Here is a 14,714-nt window from a genome sequence, read left to right on the forward strand (position 1 = left end):
GGTTACTCGGCGGCCTCCGCCACCGGGACGATCGAGACGAAGGTGCGGCCTTTCAGGCCTTTGTGGAACTTCACGTTGCCTTCGACGGTTGCGAAGATCGTGTGGTCGCGGCCCATGCCGACGCCCTCGCCCGGCCACTTCTTGGTGCCGCGCTGACGCACGATGATGTTACCGGGGACCACGGTCTCGCCGCCGAATTTCTTCACACCAAGGCGGCGACCAGCTGAGTCGCGGCCGTTGCGGGATGAACCACCTGCTTTTTTATGTGCCATCTCGTAGTCTCCTTATGCCAGCTTCTTGGCTTGCTCGATCCAGCCTTCACGCTCGATCCGGCCTTTGAAGGACAGTTTCTCGTCCATATCAGCCACGTCCGATTCCGTCCATGCCGCGATTTGGGCAAAGGTCGTAACGCCAGCCTCAAGCAGCTTCTTCTCCAGCGCGGGGCCAACGCCCGACAGCTGTTTCAGATCGTCGCCGCCTTCGGATTTCGCGGCGGCCTTCTTGGGCGCGGCTTTCTTCGGTGCAGCTTCCTTCTTGGGAGCGGCCTCTTTCTTCGTCTTGGTTGCGGATTTGGCCTTGGCCTCACCCTCTTCCACGCGCTTTTTCATCTCGGCCTGGTCGGTCTTGTTCTTGGCATAGCGACCCTCGGTCACGGATGCCAGTGCCAGACCTGCACCGCCAACGGCGGCTTTGATGCCCGATTTGCCCGCACCCTTCTCAAGGATGTCGGTGATGCGCAGCAGCGTCAGTTGCTGACGGTGGCCCTTGGTGCGCTTGGACGAGTGCTTACGGCGACGCTTGACGAAGTTGATCGTCTTGACGCCTTTGATCTGGTCGATGACTTCGGCCTGAACGCCTGCATCTTCGACCAATGGCGCACCCACGGTGCCGCCGACCATCAGAATTTCGTTGAATTGGACTTTATCGCCAGCGGCGGCGTCCAGCTTTTCGACGCGCAGAACGTCGCCAGAGGCGACCTTATACTGCTTGCCGCCGGTTTTCAGAACCGCGAACATATCGCATACCCTTTTATCTTCCGCGTCCTGTGGCCCCGCATTTCGCGGCGTTCATGGGCCCGTTCGGGCCACCTCGGACAGCGCGCCCCCGGATCGGGACGACATTGCAAAATCTACGCATCATGCGCAGATGCGGGCTTATGTTGGAATTGCGCCTCGCTGTCAACAGCCCAAAAGCGCCTATGCGCCCTTAAGTGTCCTCGCCGATCATGAACTCGGCGGTGGCGCGGCCCAACTCGTAGCTTTGATGTTCGAACATCTTGTCGAATCCCGCAAACAGGACCGTATTCAGGCGCTGCCCGGCCGGAGTTTTCGAGATGTCGATATAGCGCTGAAGCTCTGCCTTGGTCAGGGCACTATAGGCGACGGCGGAGAAATTGATCGTCCACTCCTCCATCTCTTGCCGGATTTTCGGCTCCTGCTCCCAGACGGAATTCAGCATGAAGCTTTCTGACAACCCTTCGGAGTAATCCTCGTTCGTCGCCATCCCGCGATAGAATGCGAGATTGGAGTTCAAGGCCCCGGCGACGTTGCTTTCCACCAGCCCGTTCACCTTGATGAATTCCTGATACATCAGGTAGAGGGACGGATCCTCGTCGCGAATGTCCGCGACCTTTGCGGCGGCGGCTTCCTCGCCCGCCTCGGAGTTGAGCGCTTTGCGGGCGTCGATCTCGATCTGGACGATTTTCGCGCCAAGATCCCCCTCGAAGAAGGCCAGCGCCGCCTCGGATGCTTCTATATCGTCGATGCCCTGCATACCTTCCAGAAACAACGCTTTGGCCTTGTCGGGGTCATAGATACGCTCCAGCCGTGCGGTCCATGCGGGCGACGGCGGCACGCCTTCGGGGCTGGACAAGTCCTGGCCCGCGGCGACGCCCTCGTCGCGCAGCACTTCGAACACCGTTTCCATGTCCAGCGCTTTGAAATACCGCTCGACCATAGACGCGGTCTGCCCCGACGCGACGGAGGCGCTGAGTATCAAGGAGGCGAGAGTAACAGTCAGAAGGCGCATCAGGTATCCCTTTGGGTATAAGTTACCGTTAGGATAAGCCCGTGCCCCGCCTGCCACAATGGGCGCACAGGTGAATTTATTGCGAGCGGCAGTGCCGTGGGCGGAAAACGGCACAGATGGGCTTGCAAGGCGCGTGCTTGCCCGCTAAACCGCGCCCACCTGATCACAAATCAGCCTTTGCGGAGAGGTGCCGGAGTGGTCGAACGGGACGGTTTCGAAAACCGTTGAGCTCGAGAGGGTTCCCAGGGTTCGAATCCCTGTCTCTCCGCCATCTTCCAAGAAACAACGCCCTCGCAGCTGACGGCTTCCTGAGTTTGACTTGTTCGTGGGCTTAAAGCACAGTTCCGATTGTATCGAAACTATTGGGCCTAATTGCGTGTTCCTGCCTCGTATATCACTTCAGGCACTGGATGCGTTTGAGCGGGTGGCCCGTTCCGGCTCGGTGCAGATCGCGGCGGCCGAGATGAAGCTGTCCATCTCTTCGGTGTCGCATCATCTGGCGCGGCTTGAAGAGCAGCTTGGTGTGACGCTGTTCGACAGGTCCTCGCGCCCCTTCAGCCTAACACGCGAGGGGCATCAGGCGTTGCAGCATCTTGCAAAGGCGCTGCTTCATATCAGGCGTGCAACTGACGACACGGCAATTTCCGGCCTGTTGGGCACCCGCTCCCTTCGGATTGGTATCGTGGAGGAGTTCGAAAGCAGCGTGACACCGGTGCTTGCGGTCTATCTGACGCAACAGATGCCACGCGCCACGCTTTCAATCTGCAATGTCCTGAGCCATCAGGCGACGGCCCTTCTACAAAAAGGCGATATCGACCTTGCGGTGGTGTCCGACAGCGGACGCACCAGCATCGGTACAACCAGCCTGCAAGTCATGCGTGATCCGTTCGTTCTGGCGACTCCGGAAGACCTCGACGTCGATCCCGCCGAGTTGCTGGCAGGCCGCAGCGAGCTTGCCTTTCTGCGCTTCAATCAAAGCCATCTGATTGGGCAGCAAATCGAGGCGCATCTGGCGCGAAACCAGATCGAGTTGCCACGCCGGTTCGAGTTCGACACCGCCCAGTCGATCCTTGCCGTCATCGCTGGCGGCGCGGGCTGGTCAATCCTGACGCCGCTGGGGTTCATGCGGGCCCAGCGGTTCGCCGCAAGCGTCCGGTTGCACCCTCTCCCGCTGCCCGCTTTCTCGCGCAGGCTGGCCCTTGTATCGCGTGACAGTTTTGACGAGGCGTTGCGGCAGGCGCTTGGCGTCTTGTTGCGCCAGATTATCCGGCGCGAGGTGGTCAACCAGGCCTGCGACACATATCCGTGGCTGACCGGTCTTCTGGAGATAGAAGAGTGAGGATGCGGTAAACACCCAAGCGTTCTGGCGAAAAACAGTTTCGAAATAATCGAAACAGATGAATTCAAGTTGACCGGTGAAAGAGTCCTGCGTTCATGGAGTGGACTGGGAACCGCAGCATGGACACGGACGATATGAGAGATCAGGCAAGAGTAGTCGTTATCGGGGGCGGGATCGCTGGCTGCTCCGCGCTGTATCATCTGACGCAGGAAGGCTGGACCGATGTCATGCTGATCGAGCGGGACGAGCTGACATCCGGCACGACATGGCACTCGGCGGCGCAGGTCACCAACTTCGGCATGACGCAGACCATGGTCGGGCTGAAGACCCATTCCATAAATCTTTACAAAGAGTTGCGCGACGATCCTGAATATCCTGTCGGCTACAATCACGGCGATGGTGGCATCCGTCTGGCCAACACGCAGGCGCAGATGGACGGCTACCGGCAATTTGCCTCCATGGCCGCCGGCATGGGGGTTGAGTTCGAGGTTATCGACGCCGCTGAATGCGGCCGCCGCCACCCGCTGATTTCCACCGACAACCTGCTCGGCGCGCTGTGGGACCCGAGCGACGGCCATATTGATCCCGCGCAGCTGTGTCAGGCGCTGGCCCGCCGCGCCCGTCTGGCTGGCGCAGAGGTCAACCGCCACACGCCCGTCACGGGGCTGACGCAGCATCCCGACAGCACCTGGACGGTCCACACCGAAAAGGGCGATGTGACATGCGAGATCGTGGTGAACGCGGGTGGCTACCGCTGCAACGAAATCGGGGCGATGATGGGGGTTCAACACCCCGTCGCGTCGATGGAGCACCAGTATTTCCTGACCGAGGACATTCCCGCCATTGCCGAGGCGGGCCATCGCATCCCGCTGTTGCGCTGCCCGATCAGCGGCTACTACTCCCGTCAGGAGAAAGGCGGCCTGCTGCTGGGCTTCTACGAGCAGGACTGCCGCACCTGGGGGATGGACGGGATCGACCCGAAATTCACCAATGCGCTTTGCCCCGACGATCTGGACCGGGTGACAGATGTGCTGGAGGGGGCGTTCGAGCGGATGCCTGTTTTGATGGAAACCGGCATCCGCGAGGTCGTCAACGGCCCGATCACCTACACCATCGACGGCGCACCGCTGGTCGGCCCCATCCCCGGCAAGCGTAATGCGTTTTGTATCATAGGGTTGCGCGCCGGTCTGGGCGAAGGCGGCGGACATGGCTGGCTTCTGGCGCAACAGATCGTGCATGGCGAGGCGCAGTATGACACCTGGGTCATCGACCCGCGCCGCTTCACCGGACATGCCACCGTCGAATTGACGGCGCTGAAGGCGATCGAGGACTACCAGAACGAATTCCGTTTCCACTTCCCGCACGAGCACCGCACCGCGGGGCGGCCAATGAAGACGACACCGCTAACCTCGACCTTTGTGGCGGAGGGTGCGGAAATGGACATCGTGAACGGTTGGGAACGGATCGACTACATCAAGCCCTCGCCCGATTTCGAAGAGACGCTGGGCTTCCGCTTCAATGAGTTGAAGGACGTGGTCGCGGACGAGGTGAAGGCGATTGCCAACGGTGTCGGCATGACGGAGGTGTCGGGGTTCAACCGGTTCGAGTTGACCGGCAAGGACGTCCACAGTTTCCTTGACCGGATGATGTGCGGGACTGTCACCAAACGTTGGGGCCGCGTCGGGCTGGGCTATCTGCTCAACGCGCACGGAATGTTGAAGGGAGAGGCGACCATCGCCAACATCCCCGCGTCGGATCGCGGCGGCAATCGCGTCTGGTACGGCTCGGCTGCGGCTTCTGAATTCCACGACATGGATTGGCTGAAAACCCATCTGCGCGAGGATGAGGACGTGGCGATCCGGTCGCTGACCAACGCGCAAACGATCCTTGTCTTGGCAGGCCCCAAATCCCGCGACGTCCTGTCCGCCGCCGCCCGCGGTGACTGGTCGCGGGACGCCTTCCCGTGGCTGTCGGTGCGCGAGGCCCATATCGGCATCGCCCCCGCGACGGTTCTGGGCATCAGCTTTTCGGGCGAGTTGGCATACGAGATTCACGTCCCCAACGAGAGCTTGAGCGCGGCATATGCAGCCCTGCGCAAGGCCGGCGAGCCGTTCGGCCTGCGTCTGTTCGGGTCGCGAGCCGTTGAGTCGATGCGCCTTGAGAAGGGTTTTCTGCACTGGAAAGCCGAAATCCTGACGGAGTTCGACCCGTTCGAGACAGGGCTCGACCGCTTCGTGAGGATGGAGAAAGGCGATTTTATTGGCAAAGCCGCATTGAGCGAGCGCGTCGCCCGTGGCCCGCACCGCAAACTGGTGACGATCGTCGTCGATACCGAGGAAGCCCCGGCCCATGGCGGGGCGTCCGTGCGTTCGGACGGACGCATCATCGGGACGGTGACGTCAGGGGATTGGGGGCATCGTGTAGGGCTCAATCTGGCCTATGCGTTTGTGGAGCCCTCTTTTGCCGCCGTTGACACGGACCTCACGGTCGACGTCATAGGCGATCCGGTTGCGGCGCGTGTGATCGAGAGTGGCCCTTATGATCCGGCCTATGAGCGGATCAGGGCGTAGTCGCTTCTATCGAGACGATATCGGCTGCCAGCGACAAATCTGCCCTGAATTGCTGCAAGACCTGCTCGCGCCGGACGGCGTCCGTCAGCCGCAGAATGTAGGACGGGTGGTAGGTGATCAGGACCGGCACCCCGTCCGAGCCATTCTCGACCGTTCCGCGCCGCGTGCTCAGTGCCTTGCCATCGCCCGTCAGCGCCAGAGCGGCGGTCGCGCCCATGGCCACCACCAGTTTCGGGGACACTTCCCGAAGCTCCGCGTGCAGCCACCACTTGCAATGATCGATCTCCGATGTGTTGGGTCGCTGGTGTATCCGGCGCTTTCCACGCGGCGTGAATTTGAAGTGTTTGACGGCGTTGGTCAGGTAGAGTTGTGACCTGTCCAGACCCACCGCCTGCGCGGAGGCGTCGAATAGCTGCCCCGCCGGTCCCACGAAGGGGCGGCCCTGCAAATCCTCCAGATCGCCCGGCTGCTCCCCCACGATCATCAGGTCAGCGTCCGGCGGCCCCTCCCCCGGTACGGCTTGCGTGGCGCATTCGTGCAGCGGGCAGCGTGTGCAGGCGCGGATGGCGGCTGGCAAATCCTCTGCCGGATGCGCCCATGCCGACACGTTGCGGCTTTGCATCGCCTGAGCTTGTGCGGCGCGGGCGGGTGGCAATGTCGGTGCGGCCTCCGCCATCGCCCGCGCGCGGGCCGGTGCAGTCGCGATCAACTCGGCGATAGCAGCCGCTTCGGGCATGTTCTTCCAGTATTTCTTCGGCATTTCGGACTGCATCGCCTGAACCTTGAGGCGCGCCGGATTAAAGATATTGCGGAAATAGGTGACCCACAAATCCTCATGCGCGTCACTGGGCAAGTCCGGCTTCGGCTGGTCCAGATCGAAACTCAGCACCCCGTCGGTGCAATAGGCGGAGACGTCCGGTGTCAGGATACGCCAGTCCATATCCCCGAAACGCCGCCGGAAGAACTGCGCCGTGGGTTCCACCGTGTGATGCGTCGGCTCGAACCACGCGGCGAAGGAACGGCGCGGCGCCTTCGGGTCGCCGATTTCGCGGAAGCGGACGAACGCTTTCATCTTGTGCTGGCAGCGGCGCACGTTCTTCTCCAGCGCGCGCAGTTTCGCCAGCCCCGCGTCACCACGATCAGTCATCAACCATGGCGCGGATTGCAGCCGCCACAGGAATTCGTATAGCCGCGCGAAGCGCTGCGGGTCGCTGTGCCAGACCACGGTTTCTGCCATGGAGATGAAGCTGCGCGGCACGCTGACCTGCCTCTTTGACGATGGGGCGGTGTGGGTGTCGAACAGCCCCGCTGTTGCGGTGTCGTCGCCCCAACACACTTCCTCCGGCGGCACGCCTTCAGCCAGAAGTCCGCGGGCGGCGTCCCGCCACGCGGTTGCCGTGCCGATCCTGGGCAAGACGATTGCCCGCGTCATAGCAGGCTCAACTGCTGCGGCGGGGGCGCGAACCGCGCTCGCAAATCTGCGCTATCCGTTAGCCCTGCGGGTGACCAACCACCCGCAGTGATGAAAGCCCGCGCCTTTTTCATGGAGGCCCCGATCCGCACCAGATCCTCGTAGCGCAAATGCCGGTGACGGCGGGTCGTAAGTATCCGCGACACGGTCTTGACCCCGAACCCCGGCACACGCAGCAGCAACTCCTTGCTGGCGCGGTTCACGTCCAGCGGGAACAGACCGCGATGCGCCAGCGCCCATGCGAGCTTGGGGTCGATTTGCAAATCGAGGTTGCCGTCCGGCGTCACGGAGGTGATTTCCTCCAGACCAAAACCGTAGAAGCGCAGCAGCCAGTCCGCCTGATAGAGCCGGTGTTCACGCTGCAAGGGCGGGCTGATGAGCGGCAGCTTGTCGGTGCTGTCGGGAATGGGCGAGAACGCGGAATAGTAGACCCGCTTGAGCTTGTAGCTGGAATAAAGCCGCGTCGACTGGCCCAGAACGGTCGCATCGTTCGAGCCGTCCGCGCCGATAATCATCTGGGTGGATTGTCCGGCTGGCGCGAATTTCGGGGGGCGTTTGCCTGTATGGCTCCGGTCCTTGGCGACCTCCTTTTGTACCCTCACATTCGCCATCGCCTCGCGGATTTGGGCGGGGCGCTTTTCCGGCGCAAAGCGCTCCACCGAGGCGTCAGTGGGCAGTTCCACATTGATCGAGAGCCGGTCCGCCAGACGGCCCGCCTCCGCGATCAGTTCGGGGGCGGCGTCGGGGATCGTCTTGAGGTGGATATAGCCGCGAAAGTTCTCCTCCTCGCGCAGCTTGCGGGCGATCTGCACCATGTCCTGCATCGTCGCATCGGGCGAGCGGATGATGCCGGACGACAAAAACAGCCCTTCGATATAGTTGCGGCGGTAGAAGTCGATGGTCAGCTGCACCACTTCATCCACCGAAAACCGCGCGCGTGGCACGTTCGACGACACCCGATTGACGCAATAGCTGCAATCATAGATGCAAAAATTGGTCATCAGGATTTTCAGCAAACTGATGCACCTGCCATCGGGGGCGTAGGCGTGGCAGATGCCGCTCCCCTCGTTCGAGCCGATGCTTTTGCCGCCCCGCGAGTCGCGTTTGGTCGACCCCGAAGAGGCGCAGGAGGCGTCGTATTTCGCCGCTTCGCTGAGGATTGCAAGTTTGCGTTCAAGGGTGAGTTTGGTCATATGTTCTACATATGTTCTCACGCCGCCTGACGCAATAGCCCTGTTGCGGGCAGCCCTGCCCTAGAAGTTGTCCTTGCGCTTGCGAAGCTCTGCGAAAACCTCCGCATCGCTGGCATGTTCCAGCACCAGTGCCTTGCGGATCAACGGGTCGGCGCAGCGCAGGAACGGGTTGGTCTCCAGTTCCGCGCCGATTGTGCTTGGCACCGTCGGGTCGCCTTGGTCGCGCAATTGCTCCACCTCGATGGCGCGGTTGCGCAGCGCGATGTTGTCGGGGTCCACCGACAGCGCGAATTTGGCATTGGCCAGCGTGTATTCGTGCGAGCAATAGACCTTGGTGTCCTCCGGCAGCTCTGCCAGCTTTTGCAGGCTGTCCCACATCGTCTCCGGGCTTTCCTCGAACAAGCGGCCACAGCCCATGACGAACAGGGTATCTCCTGTGAAAACAACGCGTTCCGAGGCGATATGAAAGTTCAACATGTCCGAGGTATGCCCCGGCGTGTGGATCACATCAACCTGCCGCCCTGCGAATGTGAAGCTGTCGCCGCCCGACAAGGCGTGGTCAACGCCGTCAATCCCCGTAGGGCCGTAAACCTTTGCGCCTGTCGCGGATTTCACCTGAGCCAGTCCGGTCACATGGTCGTGGTGATGATGGGTCACCCATATCTGCGTCAGCGTCCAGCCCGTCTCCTTCAGCGCGGCCAGATAGGACGTCCCGTCCCCCGCGTCGACTGCGGCGGTTTCGCCGGTGTCGGTGTCGTGGATCAGCACCCCGTAGTTATCGAGTGGCGGGTGGGGAAATTGATGTATCTCTAACATGGTGCGGGCCTCCGGCGGTCGGGTTCAGGGCTCAGGCGTAAAGCGCTTGGCGCAGTCGCGCAAGGCGGTGCTGAGCAGCGCAATGTCCGACGCCACTGCCACCATCCGCGCGCCCAAATCGACGTAATGCGCCGCGCGGTCGGCGTCGAAGCTCAACGCGCCTGCGATCTTGCCGGACGCCACGATCCGGCGCAGCGCGTCGTCAATCGCCGCCTGCACCTCCGGCGCGTCCAGATCGTGCAAATACCCCATCGAGGCGGCAAGATCAGCGGGGCCGATGAATACGCCGTCGACGCCGTTCACCGCGCAAATGGCGTCGAGGTTTTCCAGCGCGGTGACGCTTTCGGCCTGCACCATCAGGCACACGCGGTCATTGGCCTGCATCATGTAGTCCTTGTCATGGTTGTACCCCGACGCCCGCACCAGCGATGCCCCGATCCCGCGCGTCCCGTTCGGGAACGCCTTTGACGGGTAGCGCATCGCGCAGGCCATTTCGTGGGCCTGCTCGGCCGTGTCGACCATCGGCACCACGACCGTATGCAGCCCCAGATCAAGCACCTGCTTGATCATCCACGTCTCCGCCTGCGGGATACGCACGCAGGCCTCCGGCCCCAGCACCCGCGCCTGCGCGGCGATGGCGGAGATGTCGTATGGCCCATGCTCCCCGTCGATCAGGCACCAGTCGAAACCGGCGGTCGATGCGATTTCCGTGCTGGCGGGGCAACCCAGCCCCAGCCAGAGCCCGCGTTGCACCTGTCCTGCCTGAAGCCTCGCTTTCAGTGATCCCATATGACTACCTTTCGAAACAAAACGGGTTGAACCCGTGCGGAATTAATCCCATGCTCTGTCTCATAAATTTGGATGAAATACATCCTGTCTGGGAGGACTCTATGAAAAAACTTATGAAAACCACTTCGGTGGTGGCCCTGACCTTTGCATTTGTCGGCGAAGCTGCGGCGACGGAATGGAACGTCTCTGTCTGGGGCAAACGCCGCGCGTTTACCGAACATGTTGAGAAGCTGGCCGAGCTGGTCGCCGAGAAGACCGGCGGCGAATTCACCATGAATGTCAGCTATGGCGGCTTGTCGAAGAACCGCGAGAACCTCGACGGTATCTCCATCGGCGCGTTTGAGATGGCGCAATTCTGCGCAGGCTATCACCCCGACAAGAACCGCGTTGTGACCGTGCTGGAGCTGCCCTTCCTTGGTGTGTCGAACCTTGAGGAAGAGGTCGCGGTGTCCAATGCGGTCTACGCCCACCCTGCCGCCACCGAGGAAATGGCGCAGTGGAATGCAAAGCTTCTGATGACCTCGCCCATGCCGCAATACAACATCGTCGGCACCGGCGAGCCGCGCGACACCCTTGAGAAGATGCAAGGCATGCGCGTTCGGGCGACCGGCGGGCTCGGTGCCGCATTCGAGGCCGCAGGCGCGGTGCCGACATCGGTGACCGCGACAGAGGCTTATCAGGCGATGGAATCGGGCGTCGTGGACACCGTGGCCTTCGCCCAGCATGCCCACCTGTCTTTCGGCACGATCAATCAGGCCGACTGGTGGACTGCCAACCTGAACCCCGGCACGGTCAACTGCCCGGTGGTCGTCAACATCGACGCCTATGAGGCGCTGTCCGACGAAGAGCGCGACGCGCTCGACAGCTCCGTCCCCGAAGCGCTGGACCACTACCTTGCCAACTATGGCGAGTTGTTGAAGCGGTGGGACGAAGTGCTTGAGGAAAAAGGCGTGGAGAAGGTCGAGATTGACCAATCGGTGATCGACGAGTTCCGCGCCAAGGCCGCCGACCCTGCCCGCGAGGCATGGATCGCGGATATGGAGGCACAAGGTATTCCCGGTCAGGAGCTTTATGACCTCGTGGTGAAAACGCTCGCCGACAAGCGCGGCAGCTAACGCCCAAAACGCGGCGCCCCAAGCGGGCGCCGCAACCTTATCGGGGGACATCGCTTATGGCCGGATCAGCCGCCGTGCTGGAAGACTCCAGTCTTCTCAGCAGGCTCGACCGCGCATTGCTGCCGCTGGAGCGCTTCTTTGCGTTGCAATCAGGCTTGGCGGTGTTTTCCCTGATGTTTCTGGCCGCCTATTCCGTGACGGGGCGCAAATTCTTCAACATGCCGCTGTCGGGCTATGTGGACTACATCGAGGCGGCCATGCCCCTGATCGCTTTCATGGGGGTCTCTTACGTCCAGCGCTCCGGCGGGCATATCCGCATGGACATCCTGATCGCGGCGCTGAAAGGCCGCGCGTTGTGGCTGTTCGAATTGGTGTCCGTTCTGCTGATCCTGCTGCTGATCGTCGGGCTGATCTGGGGAAGCTGGGCGCATTTCGACCGCTCCTTCGATATGAGCAAACCATTGTGGAGCCGGGACAGCTCCATTGATATCGGGCTGCCGATCTGGCCGTCGAAGCTGCTGGTCCCCGTCGCGTTCTCGGTCCTTGCATTGCGCCTGATCCTGCAAGCCTGGGGCTATGCCCGCGCCTTTGTGCTGGGGCTGGAAAATCCAGTCGCGGTGCCGCTGATCCTGACTGTGGCCGAGCAGGCCCGCCTTGAGGCGGATGCCTTGGAAGGGGCCGACTAGATGGATGAGATCACCATTGGCCTGTGGGTCACGGGCGGCATGCTCGTCATGGTCGTTCTGGGCATGCGCGTGGCTTTTGCGGCAGCTATGGCCGGATTGGTCGGGCTGGTCTGGTTGCGCTGGAACGGGTTTGACTACGACCCCGACCGGTTGTGGAAATCCATCGAGATCAGCGTGAAGATCGCGGGCCAAGTGCCTCATTCCAAGGTATCTTCTCAGGCGCTTAGCCTGATCCCGACTTTCATCCTGATTGGCTATCTCGCCTATTACGCCAAGCTGACCACCGCCCTGTTCGAGGCGGCCAAACGTTGGATCGCGTGGGTGCCCGGCGGTTTGGCCGTGTCGACGATCTTCGCCACTGCCGGGTTCGCGGCGGTGTCCGGCGCGTCCGTGGCAACAGCCGCAGTCTTCGCCCGCATCGCCATCCCCGAGATGCTCAAGATCGGCTACAACAAGCAGTTCGCAGCCGGCGTGGTCGCGGCGGGCGGCACCTTGGCGTCTCTCATCCCGCCCTCCGCCATCCTCGTGATATACGCGATCATTGTGGAGCAGGACGTGGGCAAACTGCTGCTGGCAGGCTTCATTCCCGGTGCGTTCTCGGCAGTGGTCTATGCGTTGCTCATCATCGGTATCGCCGTGGTGTTCAAAAACGTAGGCCCGCCAGTGTCCGGCTTCACATGGCGCGAGCGTTTCGTGTCGCTGCCGCCTGCCCTGCCCATCGTCGCGGTGGTCGTGATCATTATCTTTTTCGTCTACAACCCGTTCGGCGACGCGTGGGGCACGCCCACCGAGGGCGGCGCCGTGGGCGCGTTTATCGTATTTCTCATGGCGCTCTATCGCGGGATGCGGTGGGGCCAGTTGAAAGAGGCCCTGCTGGAGACCGCCAAGCTGACGGTGATGATCTTCACGATCATCTGGGGCGTGCTGATCTACGTGCGCTTCCTTGGCTTCGCCGACCTGCCCGGCGCGTTTTCGGATTGGATCACCTCGCTGGAGATGTCACCGATGCTGATCCTTGTGTGCATCCTGCTGGCTTACGCGGTGCTGGGCATGTTCATGGACGCGATCGGGATGCTGCTGCTGACCCTGCCGGTGGTCTATCCGGCGGTCATGGCGCTGAATGGCGGCGAGACGGTTGCAGCCGCCGACAGCGCGTTCGGCATGTCGGGCACGATGTGTGCGATCTGGTTCGGGATATTGGTGGTCAAAATGGCGGAGTTCTGTCTGATCACGCCGCCCATCGGGTTGAACTGTTTTGTCGTCGCGGGCGTGCGGGACGACCTGACCGTGCAGGATGTGTTCAAGGGCGTGACACCGTTTTTTATCGCGGACGGGCTGACTATTGCGATGCTGGTGGCGTTTCCGTCCATCGTGCTCTGGCTGCCGTCGCTTGCGGGGTAGCCGTGGTTTTTGAGTATTTGGGACCAAATGGAGACAGGGTGTTGCGCTTCCTGACCAGAGCGCGCGGCGGTTAACCTTAATGGACTGTTACGGAGTGATCTCGTAGAGCGCGCCGTCATAGACCGACAGGAACCAGATTTCGCCATTGGGCCCTTCGACGACATCGCGCACCCGGCCTGTCTCGGGGGCGCTCAGGCGTTCCTCGGCCATGGTTTCACCGTCGAGCCGCGAGATCATGTCGAATTTCAGGGAGCCCACGAAGATGTCGCCTGTCCATTCGGGCCAGAGCTTGCCGGAATAGATCATCATCCCCGAGGGCGCGATGGACGGGTCCCAGTAGTGCACCGGTTGCTCCATGCCGTCCTTGGCGGTTCCTTCGCCGATTTTTGCACCCGAGTAATGGCGCCCGTAGCTGATGACCGGCCAGCCGTAATTCGCGCCAGCGGTGATCGCGTTGACCTCGTCGCCACCTTGTGCGCCGTGTTCCGAGATGTAGAGGTTTCCCTTCAGGTCCAGCGCCGCGCCTTGCGGGTTGCGGTGGCCGTAGGAGTAGATTTCTGGCTCCGCGCCGGGCATGCCGACGAAGGGATTGTCCGGGGGCACGACGCCGCTGCGGCGCAGACGCACCACCGTGCCATTGTGGTTTTGCAGGTTCTGAGCCTCCGGCCGCTCGCCCCGCTCGCCTATGGTCATGAAGATCGTGCCGTCATGCGCCTCGACGATGCGAGAGCCGAAATGTTTGGCCTGCGTGCTGCCGGCCGCCTGCTGGAAGATACGTTTGAACCCGACCAGCTCGGTGCCGATGGTGTTGAGTTTGCCGAGGCCCAACGCGGTGCCGTAGCTGTCACCGTCACGGTTGGCGTAGCTGAGATAGACCTCCCGGCTTTCCTCGAAATCGCGCGGGATCATGATGTCGAGCAAGCCGCCCTGCCCGCGATCCACCACCTCCGGCACGCCAGCCACGTTCACGCGGGTGCCATCAGAAAGCAGATGAATGAGGGTGCCGCCGCGTTCGCTGACCAGTATTCCGCCGTCGGGCAGTGGCGCGACCGCCCAAGGCTCGTCGAACCCGTCGGCAATCTTGGTGATTTTAAGCGTCCCGACGCTGGACTCGAGCGCGCAGGCGGGGGCTGCGACAGCCAGTACTATGGAAAACAGGGCGATTTTCGGGGTCATTGATCTCTCCGGAAGGCGTTGGCGGAAAGATAACACATCAGCGCCGCCGTTCTATAGGGTTCGCCCTATTGTGATGATGGAATCCGACGGGATTAACCGGCAAATTGCCGTAAAGGCAAGCCGCGCAAGG

General features: G+C 61.9%; 13 protein-coding genes and 1 tRNA gene. 6 read left to right on the forward strand and 8 right to left on the reverse strand.

Features of this window, described 5'->3' with window-relative positions; genetic code table 11:
• Window positions 1-2 precede the first annotated feature (2 nt).
• The 3 genes from rpmA to THALAR_RS04320 all read right to left on the reverse strand — a co-directional run bounded on the left by rpmA (window position 3) and on the right by THALAR_RS04320 (window position 2,028).
• Window positions 3-272 carry a 50S ribosomal protein L27 gene (rpmA, locus tag THALAR_RS04310; RefSeq protein WP_021100268.1) on the reverse strand — a complete coding sequence of 90 codons (270 nt, stop codon included), beginning with the start codon at window positions 270-272 and terminating at the stop codon, window positions 3-5.
• Window positions 273-284: 12 nt separating this feature from the next.
• Window positions 285-1,016, reverse strand: a complete 732-nt coding sequence (locus THALAR_RS04315; protein WP_021100269.1) for a 50S ribosomal protein L21 — start codon at window positions 1,014-1,016, stop codon at window positions 285-287.
• Between the two features lie 190 nt (window positions 1,017-1,206).
• Complete coding sequence (locus THALAR_RS04320) at window positions 1,207-2,028, reverse strand: hypothetical protein (protein WP_021100270.1); 822 nt, start codon at window positions 2,026-2,028, stop codon at window positions 1,207-1,209.
• A gap of 181 nt (window positions 2,029-2,209) precedes the next feature.
• Between THALAR_RS04320 and THALAR_RS04325 the strand changes: the two genes are divergently transcribed.
• From THALAR_RS04325 to THALAR_RS04335, 3 genes are all read left to right on the forward strand, one after another.
• Window positions 2,210-2,299 (forward strand) — tRNA-Ser (locus THALAR_RS04325).
• Between the two features lie 105 nt (window positions 2,300-2,404).
• Entirely contained in the window at window positions 2,405-3,367 is a 963-nt protein-coding gene (locus THALAR_RS04330; protein WP_021100271.1) for a LysR family transcriptional regulator, read from the forward strand.
• Between the two features lie 119 nt (window positions 3,368-3,486).
• Window positions 3,487-5,937 carry a GcvT family protein gene (locus THALAR_RS04335; RefSeq protein ID WP_021100272.1) on the forward strand — a complete coding sequence of 817 codons (2,451 nt, stop codon included), beginning with the start codon at window positions 3,487-3,489 and terminating at the stop codon, window positions 5,935-5,937.
• On the opposite strand, the gene THALAR_RS04340 is transcribed toward THALAR_RS04335, so the two are convergent.
• Genes THALAR_RS04340 through THALAR_RS04355 form a run of 4 tightly spaced genes read right to left on the reverse strand, consistent with a single transcriptional unit; the run spans window position 5,927 to window position 10,206 of the window.
• Window positions 5,927-7,369 (reverse strand): UdgX family uracil-DNA binding protein, encoded by a 1,443-nt coding sequence (locus tag THALAR_RS04340; RefSeq protein WP_021100273.1) that lies wholly within the window; start codon window positions 7,367-7,369, stop codon window positions 5,927-5,929. The genes THALAR_RS04335 and THALAR_RS04340 overlap by 11 nt on opposite strands.
• Window positions 7,366-8,601: a putative DNA modification/repair radical SAM protein gene (locus tag THALAR_RS04345; RefSeq protein WP_021100274.1), complete on the reverse strand. Its 1,236-nt coding sequence runs from the start codon at window positions 8,599-8,601 to the stop codon at window positions 7,366-7,368. Before THALAR_RS04345 ends, THALAR_RS04340 begins: the two co-directional genes overlap by 4 nt.
• A gap of 60 nt (window positions 8,602-8,661) precedes the next feature.
• A complete protein-coding gene (gene gloB / locus THALAR_RS04350) occupies window positions 8,662-9,417 on the reverse strand; it encodes a hydroxyacylglutathione hydrolase (RefSeq protein WP_021100275.1) in 756 nt (251 codons plus the stop codon).
• Window positions 9,418-9,441: 24 nt separating this feature from the next.
• Window positions 9,442-10,206, reverse strand: a complete 765-nt coding sequence (locus tag THALAR_RS04355; RefSeq protein ID WP_021100276.1) for an HpcH/HpaI aldolase family protein — start codon at window positions 10,204-10,206, stop codon at window positions 9,442-9,444.
• Between the two features lie 101 nt (window positions 10,207-10,307).
• Between THALAR_RS04355 and THALAR_RS04360 the strand changes: the two genes are divergently transcribed.
• The 3 genes from THALAR_RS04360 to THALAR_RS04370 are packed head-to-tail and all read left to right on the forward strand — an operon-like array spanning window position 10,308 to window position 13,408.
• Window positions 10,308-11,321, forward strand: coding sequence for a C4-dicarboxylate TRAP transporter substrate-binding protein (locus tag THALAR_RS04360; protein ID WP_021100277.1), 1,014 nt, complete (start codon window positions 10,308-10,310; stop codon window positions 11,319-11,321).
• A gap of 56 nt (window positions 11,322-11,377) precedes the next feature.
• Window positions 11,378-12,007, forward strand: a complete 630-nt coding sequence (locus tag THALAR_RS04365; protein ID WP_021100278.1) for a TRAP transporter small permease subunit — start codon at window positions 11,378-11,380, stop codon at window positions 12,005-12,007.
• Window positions 12,008-13,408: a TRAP transporter large permease gene (locus THALAR_RS04370; RefSeq protein ID WP_021100279.1), complete on the forward strand. Its 1,401-nt coding sequence runs from the start codon at window positions 12,008-12,010 to the stop codon at window positions 13,406-13,408.
• 87 nt (window positions 13,409-13,495) lie between these two features.
• Here THALAR_RS04370 and THALAR_RS04375 read toward each other — a convergent pair whose 3' ends face one another.
• A complete protein-coding gene (locus tag THALAR_RS04375; protein WP_021100280.1) occupies window positions 13,496-14,584 on the reverse strand; it encodes a PQQ-dependent sugar dehydrogenase in 1,089 nt (362 codons plus the stop codon).
• Window positions 14,585-14,714 lie beyond the last annotated feature (130 nt).

The organism is Litoreibacter arenae DSM 19593, assembly GCF_000442275.2.
GTDB lineage: Bacteria > Pseudomonadota > Alphaproteobacteria > Rhodobacterales > Rhodobacteraceae > Litoreibacter > Litoreibacter arenae.

Coding starts and splice junctions, on each gene's coding strand:
- rpmA (WP_021100268.1), bottom strand. CDS start 272: ATGGCACATAAAAAAGCAGGTGGTTCATCCCGCAACGGCCGCGACTCA.
- THALAR_RS04315 (WP_021100269.1), bottom strand. CDS start 1,016: ATGTTCGCGGTTCTGAAAACCGGCGGCAAGCAGTATAAGGTCGCCTCT.
- THALAR_RS04320 (WP_021100270.1), bottom strand. CDS start 2,028: ATGCGCCTTCTGACTGTTACTCTCGCCTCCTTGATACTCAGCGCCTCC.
- THALAR_RS04335 (WP_021100272.1), top strand. CDS start 3,487: ATGGACACGGACGATATGAGAGATCAGGCAAGAGTAGTCGTTATCGGG.
- THALAR_RS04340 (WP_021100273.1), bottom strand. CDS start 7,369: ATGACGCGGGCAATCGTCTTGCCCAGGATCGGCACGGCAACCGCGTGG.
- THALAR_RS04345 (WP_021100274.1), bottom strand. CDS start 8,601: ATGACCAAACTCACCCTTGAACGCAAACTTGCAATCCTCAGCGAAGCG.
- gloB (WP_021100275.1), bottom strand. CDS start 9,417: ATGTTAGAGATACATCAATTTCCCCACCCGCCACTCGATAACTACGGG.
- THALAR_RS04355 (WP_021100276.1), bottom strand. CDS start 10,206: ATGGGATCACTGAAAGCGAGGCTTCAGGCAGGACAGGTGCAACGCGGG.
- THALAR_RS04360 (WP_021100277.1), top strand. CDS start 10,308: ATGAAAAAACTTATGAAAACCACTTCGGTGGTGGCCCTGACCTTTGCA.
- THALAR_RS04365 (WP_021100278.1), top strand. CDS start 11,378: ATGGCCGGATCAGCCGCCGTGCTGGAAGACTCCAGTCTTCTCAGCAGG.
- THALAR_RS04370 (WP_021100279.1), top strand. CDS start 12,008: ATGGATGAGATCACCATTGGCCTGTGGGTCACGGGCGGCATGCTCGTC.
- THALAR_RS04375 (WP_021100280.1), bottom strand. CDS start 14,584: ATGACCCCGAAAATCGCCCTGTTTTCCATAGTACTGGCTGTCGCAGCC.